Source organism: Solibacillus sp. FSL W7-1324 (assembly GCF_038008025.1).
Classification (GTDB): Bacteria; Bacillota; Bacilli; order Bacillales_A; family Planococcaceae; genus Solibacillus.
The window spans coordinates 2,975,554-2,992,170 of record NZ_JBBOYH010000001.1 but is presented as its reverse complement, the minus strand read 5'-3'; the positions used below and the strand labels follow the sequence as shown (position 1 = coordinate 2,992,170).

The following is a 16,617-nucleotide window of genomic DNA, read 5'->3' as shown; positions in this document are numbered from 1 at the left end:
TAAAAGTATGATTTTACACATACTATTTTAATAATAAAGTTATTGGAGGAATTACACATGGCATTACAATTAGCAATCAATGGATTTGGACGAATCGGACGTTTAGTATTCCGTGAAGCAATGAAGCACGAGGAATTTGAAGTAGTTGCAGTAAATGATTTAACTGACGCGAAACAGCTTGCACATTTATTAAAATACGACTCAGTACATGGAGTGTATGATGCAGACGTTCAAGCGGAAGATGATGCATTTATCGTAAACGGCAAACGCATTCAAGTGCTTTCAGAAAAAGATCCTGCAAATTTACCATGGGGTGAACTTGGTGTAGATGTAGTTCTTGAATGTACTGGCAGATGGCGTTCAATGGAAGAAGTATCAAAACATATCGAAGCCGGCGCAAAAAAAGCGATCCTTTCTGCACCAGCAAAAGGCGATATGCCAACATATGTAATGGGCGTTAACCACGAAGATTACGACCCGGCACAAGATGTTATTTCAAATGCTTCTTGTACGACAAACTGTTTAGCACCACTTGCAAAAGTATTGGATGAAAAGTTCGGCATCAAACGCGGTATGATGACAACAATTCACTCTTATACGAATGACCAACGTATCCTTGACTTCCCGCACTCTGACCCACGTCGTGCACGTGCAGGCGCGGTATCAATGATTCCGACAACTACTGGTGCAGCGATCGCCGTATCAAAAGTATTGCCACAATTAAAAGGCAAATTGGACGGTTTCTCAATGCGTGTTCCAACACCAAATGTTTCATGTGTTGACTTAGTAGTTGAGTTAGATAAAGACGTAACAGCAGATTCAATCAACGCAGCATTAAAAGAAGCATCTGAAGGCGACTTAAAAGGCATTCTTGCTTACAATGAATTACCGTTAGTATCAATCGACTACAATGGTAACCCGGCTTCATCTACAATTGACGGTTTATCAACAATGGTAATGGAAGGTCGTATGGCGAAAGTCGTTTCTTGGTATGATAACGAAATCGGCTACTCAACTCGTTTAATGGATTTAGCTTTATATATCGCAAAACAAGGGATTAAAGAGTAATCATCCGATAAAATGTGACATACTTTTTCGGAATTAAAGAAAAAGTGTGACATATTAAAAGGAAACAGGCATAAAAAGTATAGCCTTTAATACAGGTAAACCTTATAATAAATAAGGGTAAAAGAGCGGCAGGGACTCACCCGGACCGCTCTTTTTTCGGATATAAGGATAAATATACAAAACAGAGGCGATATCAAGACAGTCTTATCGAATTTTGTTACTATTTTAACTAGCGAGTATACGATCCACAATAATTGACGAACGAGTATGAAGGAGGATTTTCAGTATGTTTTTAAAGAAATCAATGAACGATGTAGATGTAAAAGGAAAACGCGTATTTGTGCGTGTCGATTTTAATGTGCCGATGGATGAGGGCCGCATTACCGACGAAACGCGTATTCGTGCAGCTATTCCAACAATTGAACAACTAGTAAACGCTGGAGCAAAAGTAATTTTAGCATCACATCTTGGCCGTCCAAAAGGTGAAGTAAACGAGGACATGCGCTTAACAGCAGTCGGCGAACGTCTTTCAGAATTAATGGACAAGCCAGTCAAAAAATTGGATGAATCAATTGGTTCAGATGTAGAAGCAGCGGTTAACAATATGCAAGACGGCGAAATAATCCTGCTTGAAAATGTTCGTTTCCATAAAGGCGAAGAGAAAAACGACGAAGCACTGGCAAAAGAGTTTGCGAAATTGGCGGACCTTTATGTAAATGATGCGTTCGGCGCAGCTCACCGTGCACATGCTTCAACAGAAGGTATTGCAAAACATGTACCGGCTGTATCGGGCTTATTAATGGAGAAAGAGCTGGACGTACTAGGTAAAGCATTATCAAATCCAGAGCGCCCGTTCACAGCAATTATTGGTGGAGCGAAAGTTAAAGATAAAATCGGTGTTATTGAAAACCTATTGGATAAAGTGGATCACCTGATTATCGGCGGCGGTTTAGTATTTACATTCGTCAAAGCGATGGGTCACGATATCGGGAAGTCCTTGCTGGAAGAAGATAAAATCGAGCTGGCAAAGGGCTTTATCGAACAAGCGAAAGAAAAAGGTGTACAACTGCATATGCCGGTTGATGCTGTCGTAGCAAACGAGTTTTCGAAAGACGCGGAAACTAAAGTTGTGGCAATCGATGCCATTCCATCTGACTGGATGGGACTGGATATCGGACCGAAAACTGCTGAAAACTATGCAGAAGTCATTAAGCAATCAAAACTAATCATTTGGAACGGACCAATGGGTGTATTCGAAATGGAAAAATTCGCAAACGGTACGAAAACAGTTGCGGATGCAATGGCAACAACAGACGGCTACACAATTATCGGTGGCGGCGACTCAGCTGCAGCGGTAGAAAAATTCGAAGTCGCTTCGAAAATGGACCATATCTCAACAGGCGGCGGTGCTTCATTAGAGTTAATGGAGGGTAAAGAATTACCGGGAATTGTTGCGTTAAACGATAAATAAATCGTTTATAGGCTAAAATATCTGTTGAAACAGTTGGTTGATGCGAAGGCAGGAGCGCCCGACGAAAGTATCTGCCTAAGCGGAAATCAACGAACAGAATCTTTTAAAAATGGAGGGTTTTGAATGAGAAAACCGATCATAGCAGGAAACTGGAAAATGTATAAGTCCTTTGATGAGGCAGTTGATTTTATCGAAGAAATCCAACAAGAGATTCCTTCTCCAGATAAAGTTGATGCGGTCATCTGTTCGCCTGCATTATATTTACCGACACTTGTCGTAGCGGCAGAAGATTCAAGCCTGGCAATTGGCGCACAAAACATGCACTTTGAAGACGAAGGCGCATTTACAGGGGAAATCAGCCCGAAAATGCTGTCCCATGTCAATGTCGATTATGTTATTTTAGGGCATTCGGAGCGTCGTGAGCTATTCAATGAAACAGACGAAGCGATCAACAAAAAAATCCGTGCTGCCATCAATTACGGCATTGTACCGATTATTTGCTGCGGAGAAACGTTGGAAGAGCGCGAAGCAGATCAAACCGAAGCAAAAGTAGCACGCCAAATTACAAAAGCGTTAAAAGACTTTGCTCCAATTGAAGTAGAGCATATGGTCATTGCATATGAGCCAATCTGGGCAATCGGAACAGGGAAAACAGCTACTGCGGAAGATGCGAATACAGTATGCTGCGCGATCCGTCTGGCGGTTGAAACATTATACGGAAAAGATACAGCTGAAAAAGTGCGCATTCAATACGGCGGCAGTGTAAAGCCTGAAAACATTGAAGAGCTTTTATCAAAAGAGCATATCGATGGCGCATTGGTAGGAGGAGCAAGCCTACAACCAGCATCATTCATGAAATTATTGGAGGCGGCAGCAAATGCCTAAACAACCCGTTGCATTAATTATTCTAGATGGCTTTGCCTTTCGCGATGAAGTGAAGGGTAATGCCGTAGCACAAGCAAATAAACCGAATTTTGACCGTTACTGGCATGCGTACCCACATGCGACATTAACAGCAAGTGGTGAAGCAGTAGGTCTGCCGGAAGGTCAAATGGGGAACTCTGAAGTTGGACACTTGAATATCGGGGCTGGCCGCATTGTATACCAGTCCCTGACACGTATTCATAAATCGATTCGTGACGGCGACTTCTTCCGCAATGAATCGTTTCTTGCGGCTGTTGAACATGCGAAAGCACATGGGTCAAAGCTTCATTTGATGGGGCTGCTTTCAGATGGCGGTGTTCATAGCCATTATGAGCATTTATTTGCCTTATTGAAACTGGCGAAAGCAAATGGACTTGAACAAGTATATGTTCACGGTTTCCTTGACGGCCGCGATGTCGGTCCAACGACAGCACTTGGATATATTCTTGAAACAGAAAAACAAATGAAAGAAATCGGGATCGGGAAGTTCGCTTCGATTCATGGTCGCTATTATGCAATGGACCGTGACCGCCGCTGGGAACGTGTCGGCTTAACGTACAATGCATTAGTTGACGGAATCGGCCAGACAGCTTCCACTGCAACAGCAGGTGTCCAGTCTTCGTATGAACGTGAACTGCATGATGAATTCGTTGTGCCGTTTGTCGTGACAGAAGAAGGCAGACCTGCCGCAACGATCAGCACGAACGATGCGGTCATTTTCTTCAACTTCCGTCCGGACCGTGCGATTCAATTGTCGTCTTTATTTACAAATGAAAAATTTGACGCAATGCCACGCTCAGAAAATCATCCGACGAATCTGAAGTTCGTTACGTTTACACATTACAGCGATGATGTTGTAGCGGATGTGGCATACGAAAATGACAACTTAGTCAATACGGTCGGTGAAGTGATTTCAAAAGCAGGTAAAACACAGCTGCGTATTGCGGAAACGGAAAAGTATCCGCATGTGACGTTCTTTATGAGTGGTGGTCGTGAAGATACGTTTGCCGGCGAGGAACGTATTTTAATCGCGTCTCCAAAAGTGGCAACATACGACTTGAAGCCGGAGATGAGTGCGTATGAAGTGACGGATTCTTTACTGGAAGCTATTGCAGGAGAGAAGTTCGATGCGATCATTTTAAACTTTGCGAACCCGGATATGGTCGGACATTCAGGAATGCTTGCACCGACAATCAAAGCAATCGAAACGGTGGACGAGTGTCTAGGGAAAGTCGTTGATGCAATTACTGCTAAAGGCGGCTATGCGATCATTACTGCTGACCACGGGAACTCGGATGAAGTCGTGACACTCGATGACAAGCCAATGACGGCACATACGACAAACCCGGTGCCGGTTATTGTGACGAAGCCTGGTGCCATGCTGTATGAAGACGGCATTTTAGCCGATTTGGCACCGACAATGCTGGAATTACTTAATATTGCCCAACCTGAAGAGATGACAGGAAAATCGTTAGTTATGCCAAGCGAACAGTAATTGATCGCGCGGTTAATTATATAGCTTGTCCTTGTGCAAGCACCTACTAAATTTATCAATAGAGGAGTTTTTTATTATGCCATTCATTACTCAAGTATATGCTCGTGAAGTATTAGATTCTCGCGGTAACCCAACAGTAGAAGTAGAAGTATTCACAGAATCAGGCGCATTCGGCCGTGCAATCGTGCCATCTGGTGCTTCAACGGGTGAATATGAAGCAGTGGAATTACGCGATGGGGACGTAAACCGTTACTTAGGTAAAGGTGTTGAAAAAGCGGTAGAAAACGTGAACACAATTATCGCAGAAGAACTTGAAGGTCAATATTCTGTATTGGACCAAGTTGTAATCGACCAAGCGTTAATCGAACTTGATGGAACAGAAAACAAAGGTAAATTAGGTGCAAACGCAATTTTAGGTGTGTCAATGGCAGTAGCGCATGCAGCAGCTGACTACCTGGATATTCCTTTATACCAATACTTAGGTGGCTTCAACTCGAAGCAATTACCAGTACCAATGATGAACATCCTAAACGGTGGTGCACACGCTGACAACAACGTGGACATCCAGGAATTCATGGTAATGCCAGTAGGTGCTAAATCATTCAAAGAAGCATTACGTATGGGTACGGAAATCTTCCATAACTTAAAAACTGTATTAAAAGAAAAAGGCCACAACACAGCTGTAGGTGACGAAGGCGGATTCGCTCCAAACTTAGGTTCAAATGAAGAAGCAATCACAGTGATCATCGAAGCAGTTGAAAAAGCAGGCTACAAAATGGGCGAAGAAATCCGTTTAGCTATGGACGTTGCGTCTTCTGAGCTTTACAACAAAGAAACAGGCAAATACGTTTTAGCTGGTGAAGGCGTAGAAAAAACTTCTGAAGAAATGGTTGCTTGGTACGAAGAGCTGACTTCTAAATACCCAATCATCTCAATCGAAGACGGTTTAGACGAAAACGACTGGGCTGGCCACAAGCTATTAACAGAGCGTATCGGCGACCGCGTACAATTAGTTGGTGACGATCTGTTTGTAACAAACACAACAAAATTATCTCGCGGTATCGAAGAAGGTGTTGGCAACTCAATCTTAATCAAAGTAAACCAAATCGGTACATTAACTGAAACATTTGAAGCAATCGAAATGGCGAAACGCGCTGGCTACACAGCTGTAATCTCTCACCGTTCAGGCGAATCAGAAGATAACACAATCGCTGACATCGCGGTTGCAACAAATGCAGGTCAAATCAAAACTGGTGCACCATCTCGTACGGACCGCGTTGCGAAGTACAACCAATTACTACGCATCGAAGACCAACTAGGCGCAACTAGCCGTTTTGAAGGCTTAAAATCATTCTACAATATTAAATAACTGTTTGACGGTTGATCAGGCACTCGCTTTTTGGCGGGTGTCTTTTTTTGTTGGGGAGTGGGGCGGGGTGAATGTTCCGGTGTGAGTCGTTTAATTTTGCGGAAAAAAGCCGTGTTTGCGTCGTTTATTAGAAGAAATGCGAGTGATATTAGAAGAATGTGGGTGGATATTAGAAGTTCCGTGTATTTGAGGTGGAGGAATGCTTTTATTCCGGGTAAAAAGGGCGTGGAGAAAGCGTGTCTGGATTTTATTAGAACAATAGAGACGGATATTAGAAGAAAGCTGGGTGATATTAGAAGAACCAGGATGGATATTAGAAGTATGTTGAATTTGACGCGAAAAACAGCTTTTATTCCTAATGAGTAGGGCCGGGAGAAAGCTTGCTTGGATTTTATTAGAACATTTGCGTCGTTTATTAGAAGAAATGCGAGTGTTATTAGAAGAACGTAGGGGGATATTAGAAGTTCCGTGTATTTGAGGTGGAGGAAAGCTTTTATTCCGAGAGAATAGAGCGTGGAGAATTCGTGTCTGGATTTTATTAGAACAATGGGGCGGTTTATTAGAAAATGGCGGCAGGATATTAGAAGAAGTAGATACTTTATTTGAACATCTTGAACACTTATTAGAACAAAGCGCACTTATATTAGAAAATCGGCAATTTATTAGAACAAATAAATTTATATTAGAACTTTTTCGAATATATTAGAAAAGCCAGAGAGACTCAAATGTGGGACTCTCTATTCTAGTGGGCGGAATGTTGGTTCTGTCTAAGAAAGCTGTAGGAAGGTGTTCACAATTAGCCTTTTTTAAGTACTAAATGCGCGAAAAACTATTGCAAAATAATTCATTTTCCTAGCAATGAGAATGCATCAACTTACTGATGCTGATGTGGCGCGGTTTTTCAGATGTTGTTTAAATTTTGGGGGGTGAGATTGCAATCGGTTTCATAAGAATATGTAAAATAATGTCTACGAAACATAGCTCCATAAAAGGGAAATATTGGAATATATTTGTTCACAATTATAACAACGGATCTAAAAGTTATTACATAAACAATTGAATTTCCAGGAAAAAATTTGATATATTTTAAAGCGTGCTGTGACAAGAGTGACAGCAATAGCATGATATGAAGCAATTATCATCTTTCATAAAAGAGTCTTATCAATAGGAGGAAACAAAAAATGGCAGCACCTTTTTTCAATGTAAAAAGCCCAAAAGGTATGGCGGCTGTTATGATGATCAGTACATTCGTTGGTTTATTTGGTGAAACGGCATTAAACATGGCGTTAACAAATATTATGGATGACTACGGTGTATCAGCAGCATCTGCCGCATGGTTAACAACCGGCTATTTATTAGTATTGGCCGTATTAGTTCCGTTATCATCCTATTTAGTCCGATGGTTTACTACACGTCAATTAGTCGTCTCGGCAATTTTGTTGGCCGTAATCGGTTCATTATTAGCAGCATTGGCACCGAACTTTGCGGTATTACTGATAGGCCGTTTCGTACAGGCATTTGCAACAGGGATTATTTTACCGCTGATGTTCAGTGTTATCATGATGATTTTTCCGGTGCAAAAGCGCGGAGCCGTAATGGGGATTGTAGGGGTAGTTTTAACAGCAGGTCCGGCATTAGGTCCGTCAATCGCAGGCTTAATCGTAACATCTTTAAGCTGGCGCTATATTTTCTGGATCATGGCGGTCGTTTATGTCCTTGTCATCGTTTTAGCGCTATCTAAAGTGGATAACGTGTCAAACGTAACACGTCCGAAAATCGATTTATTATCCTTATTATGTTCTACATTCGGTTTTGGCGGCGTTGTATTCGCATTGGCAACATTGGCGGAGCAATCGATTTCAAAACCGATCGTTTGGGTTCCTCTTGTCGTGGGGTTAGTTTTATTAGTCGTATTCGGCGTTCGTCAAACACAAATGGATGAGCCGATGATCGACTTATCAGTATTCAAATCACCGATGTTCTCTTTAGGTGTCGCGTTAATGGTTGCGACCATGTTCATGATTCTTTCGGTAGCGATCCTAGTGCCGATGTTCCTGAAGACAGTATTAGGATTCGCCGCATTAACTGCCGGTTTATGCATGTTGCCGGCGAACATCCTAAATATCATCATGTCACCAATCGTTGGGTCAAACTTCGATAAAGTCGGAGCGAAAATCTTTACACGTATCGGCTTTACATTGATATTAGTGTCAATGATTGTATTTTTAACAACTATCTCAGCCACAACAGCGACATGGATTATCATTGTAAACTTATGTGTGTTCTTCGTCGGAGTATCGATGTCTATCATGCCGGCACAGACAAATGCGATGAACTCATTGGCGCCGCAGAAATTTGCTGACGGTTCTGCAGCATTAAACACATTAACGCAAATCGCCGGTGCTTCGGGTACAGCCATTGCGATCACAATGTACACAATCGGTCAGCAAAACTATATCGAGAAATTCAGCAACGCCCTCCCGGCAGAGTTTTTAGCACACGGTGTCCACTCAGCGTTCATCGTCGTGACAGTCGTTTCGGTATTAGGCTTGGTTGGCTCGTTCTTCGTGAAGAACAGCAAGCCGGTTGGAAATTAATTTAACAGGTATGTTTTGGGGCAGCATCGGGGGGATTCCGGTGCTGTTTTTTGTTGGCGTGGGGGATTTTATTAGAACAAGGGAGCCGGTTATTAGAAGAAATACGGGGGATATTAGAAGATTCCCCAAAGTTGAGGCGTTGGAGAGCTTTTATTGCCGGTGAAATGGGCGGGGAGAATTTATGCCGTGATTTTATTAGAACAAACTAGTGGGTTATTAGAAGAAATGCGAGTGTTATTAGAAGAACGGTGATGGATATTAGAAGTTCCTTGTATTTGAGGCGTTGGAGAGCTTTTATTATTGATAGAATAGGGCGGGAGAAAGCGTTCCTTGATTTTATTAGAACAATCGAGAGGTTTATTAGAAAATGGCGACAGGATATTAGAAGAAGTAGATACTTTATTTGAACATCCGGAACCCTTATTAGAACAAACCGCATTTATATTAGAAAATCGGCAATTTATTAGAACAAATAAATTTATATTAGAACTTTTTCGGATATATTAGAACATTACAGACAAAGACCCCCGAATACAGAATGTGGGGGTCTGTCTCTTGCCTCTCAAACTACCGTTCAATGTCCGAAAATCCTCGAATCGCTTTTCTCAAAATTTCGTTCTCTTCTTCCAACGCACGGATTTTCTTCTCATACGATACCCTTATTTTTTTCAATTCGCTCTCTGGAACCAAGTCTGTCAATGACGCGCGGTATTCTTTCACCCACCGATGGACCGTCGATGGGCCGACATCATATCGACCGGCAATATCAGCAACTTTTGCGCCGTCTTCCGCAACAGATCTAATAATGAGCTCTTTAGTTGCCGCATCCACATGGTTACGGCGTTGTTTTTCCATCATATGTGTCACGTCCTTTCTTCTAGTGTATATCTACTCAAACTTCTCCGGTATCAAATAATACGTTCCCTTATTCACCCCGTGCTTCTCCAAACCGGCTCTCGCCAACAGTTTCGAAGCAATGTGGATACAGGATATATTAAAAAACTCACGGAATTCTTTATTCGTTATGCGGGGGCCGACTAAAATTCGGTATTGTAGAAAAGTTTCGAACAACGCGTCTTTACTTTTCACACCGCACACCAGGCAAAGAAAATAGCCTTGCCTATAATGCATTTCATTGGCATAATCGCATTCCCTGCAAAGAACGCCATTGCGGAGCCGGTTCCTTTCAATCGTTCGGCGCGGGGGAAGCTGTTCGTAAAGCTGCTCTAATTGGTTTTGCAGAAAAGTAATATTTGCTCGGGGGTTCGGGTGCTGTCTATACAGTTTTTCGATAAATCTCGGGATGCCGCTCATATGCATGATCGGGAAACTGGAAAGGGAATGGTCGAGTGTAGCGCGGTGATTGGCAAGCGCGACGATGTGGTAAACGGGAATGGAGATTTGCCACGCTTTGAATTGATGTTCTAAAAAAAGCTGATGGCGGTATGCCTGGTCAAACGGGTTGGGGAAGTTTTCGCTGATATTTTCATGGACGCGGGAAAATTCATGGAGCGCGGGTTTATAGAAAAGGGTGCCGGACATTTGTTTGACTTCCATGACGACGACAAAATGCGGTGTAATGAGCAAAGCGTCCATTTGATGGGTAAAACCTTTTGAATTGATGCATTCAAAATTATAAAAAATATGGGAAGCGGATTTAAAATGATAGTCCGAGAGCAGCCGTTTTAACTTTTGTTCTCCTGATAAGCCGGCCTCCAATCGGTAAAATTCCTGTTCGATTGCGGGTGCGTCCAAATCATCCATTTTCATGCGATTCAACAATGTTTTGACAAATAAATAATGCCTGGATTGCTGCATGATTTTCACCTCCTCATTTCACTATAGCGAATATAAATCAGGAAGAAAATACAAAGCCTGAAAATAACTTTTTACGGCGGAAAATTAAAAAAAGGTTTTTCTTTCAGAGATCGGGGAAACATAAAGCATACACCAAAGGAGGCTATTACATTATGAAACTCAAAAAAACACCCACGCTAATGATGACGGTATTACTATCATTATCACTTGCAGCATGTAACGATGATGACGATACGAACATCGACAACAACATCGATGACGGTACAGATGATGGCTTAATGGAGGACAACACTGACGATACGAATGTTGAGTTAGATGTTGATGACAACAACGACAATAACGATGACAACGTAGAAGATACTTTAGATGACGATACAGATGTTGATGGCGCTGTTGATGATAATGCAGATGACAACAGCAACGACTAATTAAAACGAATGAAAAGCATGGTGCCCGTATTAAATTGCGGGTATCATGCTTTTTTCAATTCTTTTAAGAAAAATGAAGAAAGCGAATGCCATTTCAACCGTTTGAATAAGAGTGGATATGGTTGGCTAAAATATGTTGTTCATTTCCAAGAAATATTGTAATGGCCCCCTCATTTTGATATACTATTTTGTATTGTGACGTCCATACTTAGGAGGTGGAGCAAATGCATACGTTATTTTCAGTATTACTTATTATCGTAGCTATAGCCTTAATCGTTGTTGTATTATTACAATCAGGTAAAAGCGCTGGTTTATCAGGTGCCATCTCTGGTGGAGCTGAGCAACTGTTCGGTAAACAGAAAGCTCGCGGAATGGATCTAGTCCTGCACCGCACAACAATCGTTCTTTCTGTTGCATTCTTCGTATTAGCACTAGCGATTACGAAATTCTAATCGATTGAAATTAAACGCCTAACCAAGCATTTAATGCTAGGTTGGGCTTTTTCTTTTAGTGTGGCAGGAAACGCAGTATAATAGAAGAAATGGAAAGTTCTTCACATCTTTCAGCGGATGTCATAGATTCGATAAGGAGTTCTTTGTGCAAGCACAAAGACGAATCTAGACGCAATTATGCCGAGGCGTAATTGATTGAAGATTCAATGGTGTGATTGGATCGTATTCTTCATATTATGGAACAAGACGGGAGCCACGTATATGAAATCAGCTTTGTCTTCACCGTTCTTCTTTCAGGCTGGACCGAGAGCGGTTTTATTATTACATGGATTTACAGGTAGTTCGGCAGATGTGCGGATGCTTGGACGCTTTTTGGAAAAGCACGGCTACACATCGCTTGCCCCGCATTATAAAGGACATGGTGTTCCGCCTGAAGAACTGATTGTCTCAAATCCCGAAGAATGGTGGCAAGATGTAAAAAACGGGTATACACAATTAAAAGAGGCAGGCTATGAAGAAATCGCCGTTGCAGGATTATCGCTCGGTGGCGTATTTTCACTCAAGCTTGCGACAAGTCATCCGGTAAAAGGCGTTGTCACGATGTGCTCGCCGATGACGATGCGCACGACAGACATTATGTTTGAAGGCGTACTTGAATATGCAAAACAATATAAAAAACAACAAGGTAAAAGTGAACAGGAAATTGAATTAGAGATTGAAGCGATCAAGCAGCAGGGAATGGCATCACTGCCTGAACTGCAGCAACTGATTTACGATGTACGAGAGACAATCGACTTACTGTATGCGCCGATTTTGGTGATCCAGGCGCGCAACGACAAAGTCATCAACCCCGATTCAGCCAATATTATTTATGACACCGTCGAATCGATCGACAAAAAAATCAGCTGGTATGAGCATTCGGGCCATGTCATCACACTCGACAAAGAAAAAGACCAGCTTCATGAAGAAGTTCTCACGTTTTTAAATTCGTTAGATTGGATAGTCTAATGGTGTGAATAAATTTTTGTTTTTTACGAAACTTTGTAATTTGGAATTTTTACAGTGGATTGGAGTGTAGGCGGCGACTTTCTAATATGCTGCTTCTGCGGTGACCGCAATAAATTGCCGTCATCCTCGGCGCAAAGAATTTAAAACAAATAAATTTGATTTGAATTCTTGTCCGCCGAAACGGAAATCCACGGGTGCTAAACGAAAAGTTCATTCCAAAAGCACAACATCGTAAGAAACTTTATTTTCTGTTCAAAGGAGGGAAATAATACATGACACAAAAAAATGAATTACAACAGCGCGTCCTTGATATGATGAAGGATGAAGGCTATAAACCGATGACTGTATCGGAAATTGAAGATGTACTTGAATTAGAAGAAGCGGATGAGTTCCGTGAGTTAGTGAAAACACTCGTAAAAATGGAAGCGCAAGGACAAATCGTTCGCTCCCGTTCAAATCGCTACGGTTTACCGGAACGCATGAATTTACTGCGCGGCCGCTTTATCGGGAACGCCAAAGGATTCGGTTTCGTCGCACCGGAAGAACAAGGCATGGACGATATTTTCATTCCGGCACATGAAGTGAACGGTGCACTGAATGAAGATACCGTGCTCGTACGTGTATTAAAGGAACAATCAGGTGACCGCCGTGAAGGAACGATCGTGAAAATCGTCGAACGCAGCAAAACATCATTTGTAGGTACATACCAGGCAAATCGCGGTTTTGGGTTTGTTGTTACAGATGATAAAAAATTAAATATGGATATCTTTATCGCAAAAGAGGACGCAATGGGTGCGGTCGACGGACATAAAGTCGTTGTAGAAGTAACGCACTGGCCAGATGCGACGAAATCTGCGACAGGGATGATTACGAAAATTTTAGGTCATAAAAATGATCCGGGTGTGGACATTTTATCGATTCTGTATAAATATGATATTCCGCCAGAATTTCCTGCTGAGGTTGTCCAAGCGGCAGTCGATGTACCGGATGAGATTAGCGAACAGGATTTAGTCGGACGCCGTGACCTTCGCAATGAAGTGATCGTCACAATCGATGGTGCGGACGCGAAAGACTTGGATGATGCCGTAACGGTTGTAAAAAATGACAATGGCACATACAAGCTTGGTGTTCACATTGCGGATGTTAGTTATTACGTGACACAAGGCTCTGTACTCGATCAGGAAGCATATGAACGCGCGACATCTGTTTACTTAACGGACCGTGTAATTCCGATGATTCCACACCGTTTATCGAACGGTATCTGTTCATTGAACCCACAAGTTGACCGCTTAACATTGTCATGCGAAATGACAATCGACCAAGCCGGTCAAGTGGTGAAGCATGAAATTTTCCAAAGTGTCATTAAAACAACGGAGCGTATGACGTATTCGGACGTTTACAACATTTTAGAAAATCCGGACGAAAACCCGGAATTAATGGAGCGCTATGAAAGTTTAGTGCCGATGTTCAGAGATATGGCCGATTTAGCGCAAATTTTACGCAATAAACGTATGTCGCGCGGTGCGATTGACTTTGATTTCAAAGAATCAAAAGTACTTGTAAATGAAGACGGCTGGCCGACTGATATCGTGTTACGCGAACGTACAGTAGCAGAGCGTCTGATCGAGGAGTTCATGCTTGCAGCGAACGAAACGATTGCCGAGCATTTCCACTGGATGGAGCTGCCGTTCTTATACCGTATTCACGAAGATCCGAAGCCGGAAAAACTGCAACGTTTCTTTGAGTTTGTGACAAATTTTGGTATTATGATAAAAGGTACAGGGAACTCGGTGCACCCGAAAGCATTACAGGAAGTCATTCGTTCGATTGAAGGCTTGCCGGAAGAGCCGGTAATTTCAACGATGCTGTTACGTTCGATGCAGCAGGCGAAATATTATGCTGAGTCATTAGGCCACTTCGGTTTATCGACAGAGTTCTATACACACTTCACATCACCAATCCGTCGTTACCCGGATTTAATCGTCCATCGTTTAATCCGTACGTATTTGATTAATGGCGATACATCGAAGGAAACGGTTGTGCAATGGAGCGCGGTAATGGATGAAATTGCGGACCATACTTCTGGTCGTGAGCGTCGTGCCGTTGAAGCAGAGCGTGATACGGATGCACTGAAAAAAGCGCAGTTTATGTCCGATAAAATTGGGGAAGAGTTCGAAGGGATTGTTTCTTCGATTACGAACTTCGGTATTTTCGTAGAGCTTGAAAATACGGTGGAAGGTCTTGTGCATATTTCGAATATGACGGACGATTACTACCGTTTTGAAGATCGTCATATGATGATGATCGGTGAGCGTACTGGCCGCCAGTTCCGTATCGGGGATGAAGTGAAGATCCGTGTGGCGAATGTCGTGATCGAGGAATCTTCTGTCGACTTTGAAATCGTCGATATGGTGAGCAGCCCACGTCCGGCTCGTCGCCAAACATCGAAAGTCATCCATGCAGGTCGCAGAGAAGGCCGCAAAAAAGATGATGAGCGTACAGGCGAAAAACGTGACCGCAAATCGCGCGGTGGCAGTAAGGCACGTCCTGAAAAAGCGAAACGTTCAGGCTCATCTGACCGTGATCCACGCGGGAGACGCAAAGAAGGTAAATCAGGCGATAAGCCGAAGTTTTATGAAGGCATCGCAAAAGGCAAAAAGAAAAAAAGTAAAAAGAAATAGTAAGGTGTGAAGCTATGGTGCAATTTCGGCATCATAGCTCTCTACCTTTAAAATAGAGGTGTAAAACGAATGGCAAAAGGCGCAGGGAAAGTTTTAGCTCAAAACAAAAAAGCGAGCCATGATTACTTCATAGAAGAAACGATTGAAGCAGGGATGGTACTGACAGGAACGGAGATTAAATCCGTACGTGGTGCCCGTGTCCAGCTGAAGGAAGCGTATATTAGTATTATGGGTGGAGAAGCATGGGTAAAAAATATGCATATTTCGCCATTCGACCAAGGGAACCGCTACAACCATGATCCTTTACGCGAACGCAAGCTGCTCTTACATAAAAAGCAAATCAGTGAATTAGTCGGTGCCGTAAAGCGTGACGGCTACACAATCGTTCCGCTGAAAATGTATATTAAAGACGGCTATGCGAAGCTATTGATCGGTCTTGCAAAAGGTAAGAAAGATTACGATAAACGTCATGATATGAAGAAAAAAGAAGCGAAGCGTGATATGGAACGTGCTTTCAAGGATCGCCAGCAGTAAGCGGAAACCTACGTATTTAACAGCATTTATAGATTGACCAAAAAGAGATGTGTGAAGTAAATTTGTTTATTTTTAACACATCTCTTTTTTTCGCCAAAAAAAGTGGTTTTCAATCTAGAAGATGGGGGTACACAGGTAAAGTGAAGTAAAAGCAAGGTTAAAACTATAAAATTTGAGGTGTTTTGGTCAATGGCATTAGCATACGTAGGGGGACTTCCAGAAGTGAATGGATTACGCAACGCAGAATTGGTCGATAAGATTGTCATTTTAGTAGAAAAGTATAGTGTACATGCCGATTGTTTGGCATTAGTTGAGGATATAATTGCCGGTGAGTATCCGGACTATAATAATATTTTCGAACAGCAAGTCGGGATGCCGGTCAATGAATATATTACGAAAGTTCGCTTACACAAAGCAGAAGGATTACTGGAAGATACGCAAATGGACTTCAAGGAAATTTCAAAAATGATCGGGTTGAACGGTTACTTTGAATTTACGCAGATGTTCAAGCGATTCCACGGTGTCACACCGGTAGACTACCGCAATCAATTATATAAACAAGGCTAAGAAAATATTGGCAGGATACGAGAGAAGCACAATTACTTGCAAGCTTAGCCGTTTTGTCATATAATTTACTGTACTAGCCAGTGTGTATCTACTCATACGGTACACGATATCTGCCTTCAGCAGATAAGCCTTTGGCAAATGTCACAGATTTTTAAAGGAAACTTTTTGAGTGAACTCAAAAAAATCTGGACGGCAATTATGCCGA

The 16,617-nt window shown here is 42.3% G+C and carries 15 protein-coding genes; 13 read left to right on the top strand and 2 right to left on the bottom strand.

The genetic code is table 11. The features are described 5' to 3' along the window. Positions 1 to 57 precede the first annotated feature (57 nt). The 7 genes from gap to MKY71_RS14905 all read left to right on the top strand — a co-directional run bounded on the left by gap (position 58) and on the right by MKY71_RS14905 (position 9,431). Complete coding sequence (gap, locus tag MKY71_RS14935) at positions 58 to 1,068, top strand: type I glyceraldehyde-3-phosphate dehydrogenase (protein WP_340733163.1); 1,011 nt, start codon at positions 58 to 60, stop codon at positions 1,066 to 1,068. 286 nt (positions 1,069 to 1,354) lie between these two features. Next, entirely contained in the window at positions 1,355 to 2,539 is a 1,185-nt protein-coding gene (locus MKY71_RS14930; RefSeq protein ID WP_340733162.1) for a phosphoglycerate kinase, read from the top strand. Between the two features lie 123 nt (positions 2,540 to 2,662). Continuing rightward, positions 2,663 to 3,424, top strand: a complete 762-nt coding sequence (tpiA, locus tag MKY71_RS14925; protein WP_340733161.1) for a triose-phosphate isomerase — start codon at positions 2,663 to 2,665, stop codon at positions 3,422 to 3,424. Then, entirely contained in the window at positions 3,417 to 4,958 is a 1,542-nt protein-coding gene (gene gpmI, locus MKY71_RS14920; RefSeq protein WP_340733160.1) for a 2,3-bisphosphoglycerate-independent phosphoglycerate mutase, read from the top strand. The genes tpiA and gpmI overlap by 8 nt, the downstream gene beginning before the upstream one ends. Positions 4,959 to 5,034: 76 nt before the next feature. Further along, positions 5,035 to 6,327, top strand: coding sequence for a phosphopyruvate hydratase (eno, locus tag MKY71_RS14915; protein ID WP_079524408.1), 1,293 nt, complete (start codon positions 5,035 to 5,037; stop codon positions 6,325 to 6,327). Between the two features lie 1,181 nt (positions 6,328 to 7,508). Next, positions 7,509 to 8,924: a DHA2 family efflux MFS transporter permease subunit gene (locus tag MKY71_RS14910; protein ID WP_340733159.1), complete on the top strand. Its 1,416-nt coding sequence runs from the start codon at positions 7,509 to 7,511 to the stop codon at positions 8,922 to 8,924. A 330-nt stretch (positions 8,925 to 9,254) separates the two neighbouring features. Continuing rightward, a complete protein-coding gene (locus MKY71_RS14905) occupies positions 9,255 to 9,431 on the top strand; it encodes a phosphomannomutase (protein ID WP_340733158.1) in 177 nt (58 codons plus the stop codon). 60 nt (positions 9,432 to 9,491) lie between these two features. On the opposite strand, the gene MKY71_RS14900 is transcribed toward MKY71_RS14905, so the two are convergent. Together MKY71_RS14900 and MKY71_RS14895 are read right to left on the bottom strand one after the other, a co-directional pair. Further along, the gene (locus tag MKY71_RS14900; protein ID WP_340733157.1) at positions 9,492 to 9,782 is read right to left on the bottom strand and encodes a transposase; all 291 of its coding nucleotides are present in this window, start codon (positions 9,780 to 9,782) and stop codon (positions 9,492 to 9,494) included. Between the two features lie 30 nt (positions 9,783 to 9,812). Continuing rightward, entirely contained in the window at positions 9,813 to 10,742 is a 930-nt protein-coding gene (locus MKY71_RS14895) for a nuclease-related domain-containing protein (RefSeq protein ID WP_340733156.1), read from the bottom strand. Between the two features lie 179 nt (positions 10,743 to 10,921). Here MKY71_RS14895 and MKY71_RS14890 point away from each other — a divergent pair, with 179 nt between their 5' ends. The 6 genes from MKY71_RS14890 (at position 10,922) to MKY71_RS14865 (ending at position 16,412) form a co-directional block, all read left to right on the top strand. Continuing rightward, positions 10,922 to 11,170 carry a hypothetical protein gene (locus MKY71_RS14890; RefSeq protein ID WP_340733155.1) on the top strand — a complete coding sequence of 83 codons (249 nt, stop codon included), beginning with the start codon at positions 10,922 to 10,924 and terminating at the stop codon, positions 11,168 to 11,170. Between the two features lie 224 nt (positions 11,171 to 11,394). Continuing rightward, entirely contained in the window at positions 11,395 to 11,622 is a 228-nt protein-coding gene (gene secG / locus MKY71_RS14885; protein WP_251690282.1) for a preprotein translocase subunit SecG, read from the top strand. A 261-nt stretch (positions 11,623 to 11,883) separates the two neighbouring features. After that, on the top strand, positions 11,884 to 12,630 hold the full coding sequence (locus MKY71_RS14880) for an alpha/beta hydrolase (protein WP_340733154.1): 747 nt from the start codon (positions 11,884 to 11,886) through the stop codon (positions 12,628 to 12,630). Positions 12,631 to 12,902: 272 nt separating this feature from the next. Next, a complete protein-coding gene (gene rnr, locus MKY71_RS14875) occupies positions 12,903 to 15,311 on the top strand; it encodes a ribonuclease R (RefSeq protein ID WP_340733153.1) in 2,409 nt (802 codons plus the stop codon). A gap of 69 nt (positions 15,312 to 15,380) precedes the next feature. Further along, positions 15,381 to 15,845 carry an SsrA-binding protein SmpB gene (smpB, locus tag MKY71_RS14870; protein ID WP_340733152.1) on the top strand — a complete coding sequence of 155 codons (465 nt, stop codon included), beginning with the start codon at positions 15,381 to 15,383 and terminating at the stop codon, positions 15,843 to 15,845. A gap of 189 nt (positions 15,846 to 16,034) precedes the next feature. Further along, complete coding sequence (locus tag MKY71_RS14865; protein WP_340733151.1) at positions 16,035 to 16,412, top strand: helix-turn-helix domain-containing protein; 378 nt, start codon at positions 16,035 to 16,037, stop codon at positions 16,410 to 16,412. Positions 16,413 to 16,617: the final 205 nt, after the last annotated feature.

Excerpts from the sequence above, each read along its gene's own strand:
- MKY71_RS14910 (WP_340733159.1), top strand. The coding sequence starts at position 7,509 with ATGGCAGCACCTTTTTTCAATGTAAAAAGCCCAAAAGGTATGGCGGCT.
- MKY71_RS14865 (WP_340733151.1), top strand. The coding sequence starts at position 16,035 with ATGGCATTAGCATACGTAGGGGGACTTCCAGAAGTGAATGGATTACGC.
- MKY71_RS14930 (WP_340733162.1), top strand. The coding sequence starts at position 1,355 with ATGTTTTTAAAGAAATCAATGAACGATGTAGATGTAAAAGGAAAACGC.
- MKY71_RS14900 (WP_340733157.1), bottom strand. The coding sequence starts at position 9,782 with ATGATGGAAAAACAACGCCGTAACCATGTGGATGCGGCAACTAAAGAG.
- MKY71_RS14895 (WP_340733156.1), bottom strand. The coding sequence starts at position 10,742 with ATGCAGCAATCCAGGCATTATTTATTTGTCAAAACATTGTTGAATCGC.
- gpmI (WP_340733160.1), top strand. The coding sequence starts at position 3,417 with ATGCCTAAACAACCCGTTGCATTAATTATTCTAGATGGCTTTGCCTTT.
- MKY71_RS14890 (WP_340733155.1), top strand. The coding sequence starts at position 10,922 with ATGATGACGGTATTACTATCATTATCACTTGCAGCATGTAACGATGAT.
- rnr (WP_340733153.1), top strand. The coding sequence starts at position 12,903 with ATGACACAAAAAAATGAATTACAACAGCGCGTCCTTGATATGATGAAG.
- gap (WP_340733163.1), top strand. The coding sequence starts at position 58 with ATGGCATTACAATTAGCAATCAATGGATTTGGACGAATCGGACGTTTA.
- eno (WP_079524408.1), top strand. The coding sequence starts at position 5,035 with ATGCCATTCATTACTCAAGTATATGCTCGTGAAGTATTAGATTCTCGC.
- smpB (WP_340733152.1), top strand. The coding sequence starts at position 15,381 with ATGGCAAAAGGCGCAGGGAAAGTTTTAGCTCAAAACAAAAAAGCGAGC.
- MKY71_RS14880 (WP_340733154.1), top strand. The coding sequence starts at position 11,884 with ATGAAATCAGCTTTGTCTTCACCGTTCTTCTTTCAGGCTGGACCGAGA.
- secG (WP_251690282.1), top strand. The coding sequence starts at position 11,395 with ATGCATACGTTATTTTCAGTATTACTTATTATCGTAGCTATAGCCTTA.
- tpiA (WP_340733161.1), top strand. The coding sequence starts at position 2,663 with ATGAGAAAACCGATCATAGCAGGAAACTGGAAAATGTATAAGTCCTTT.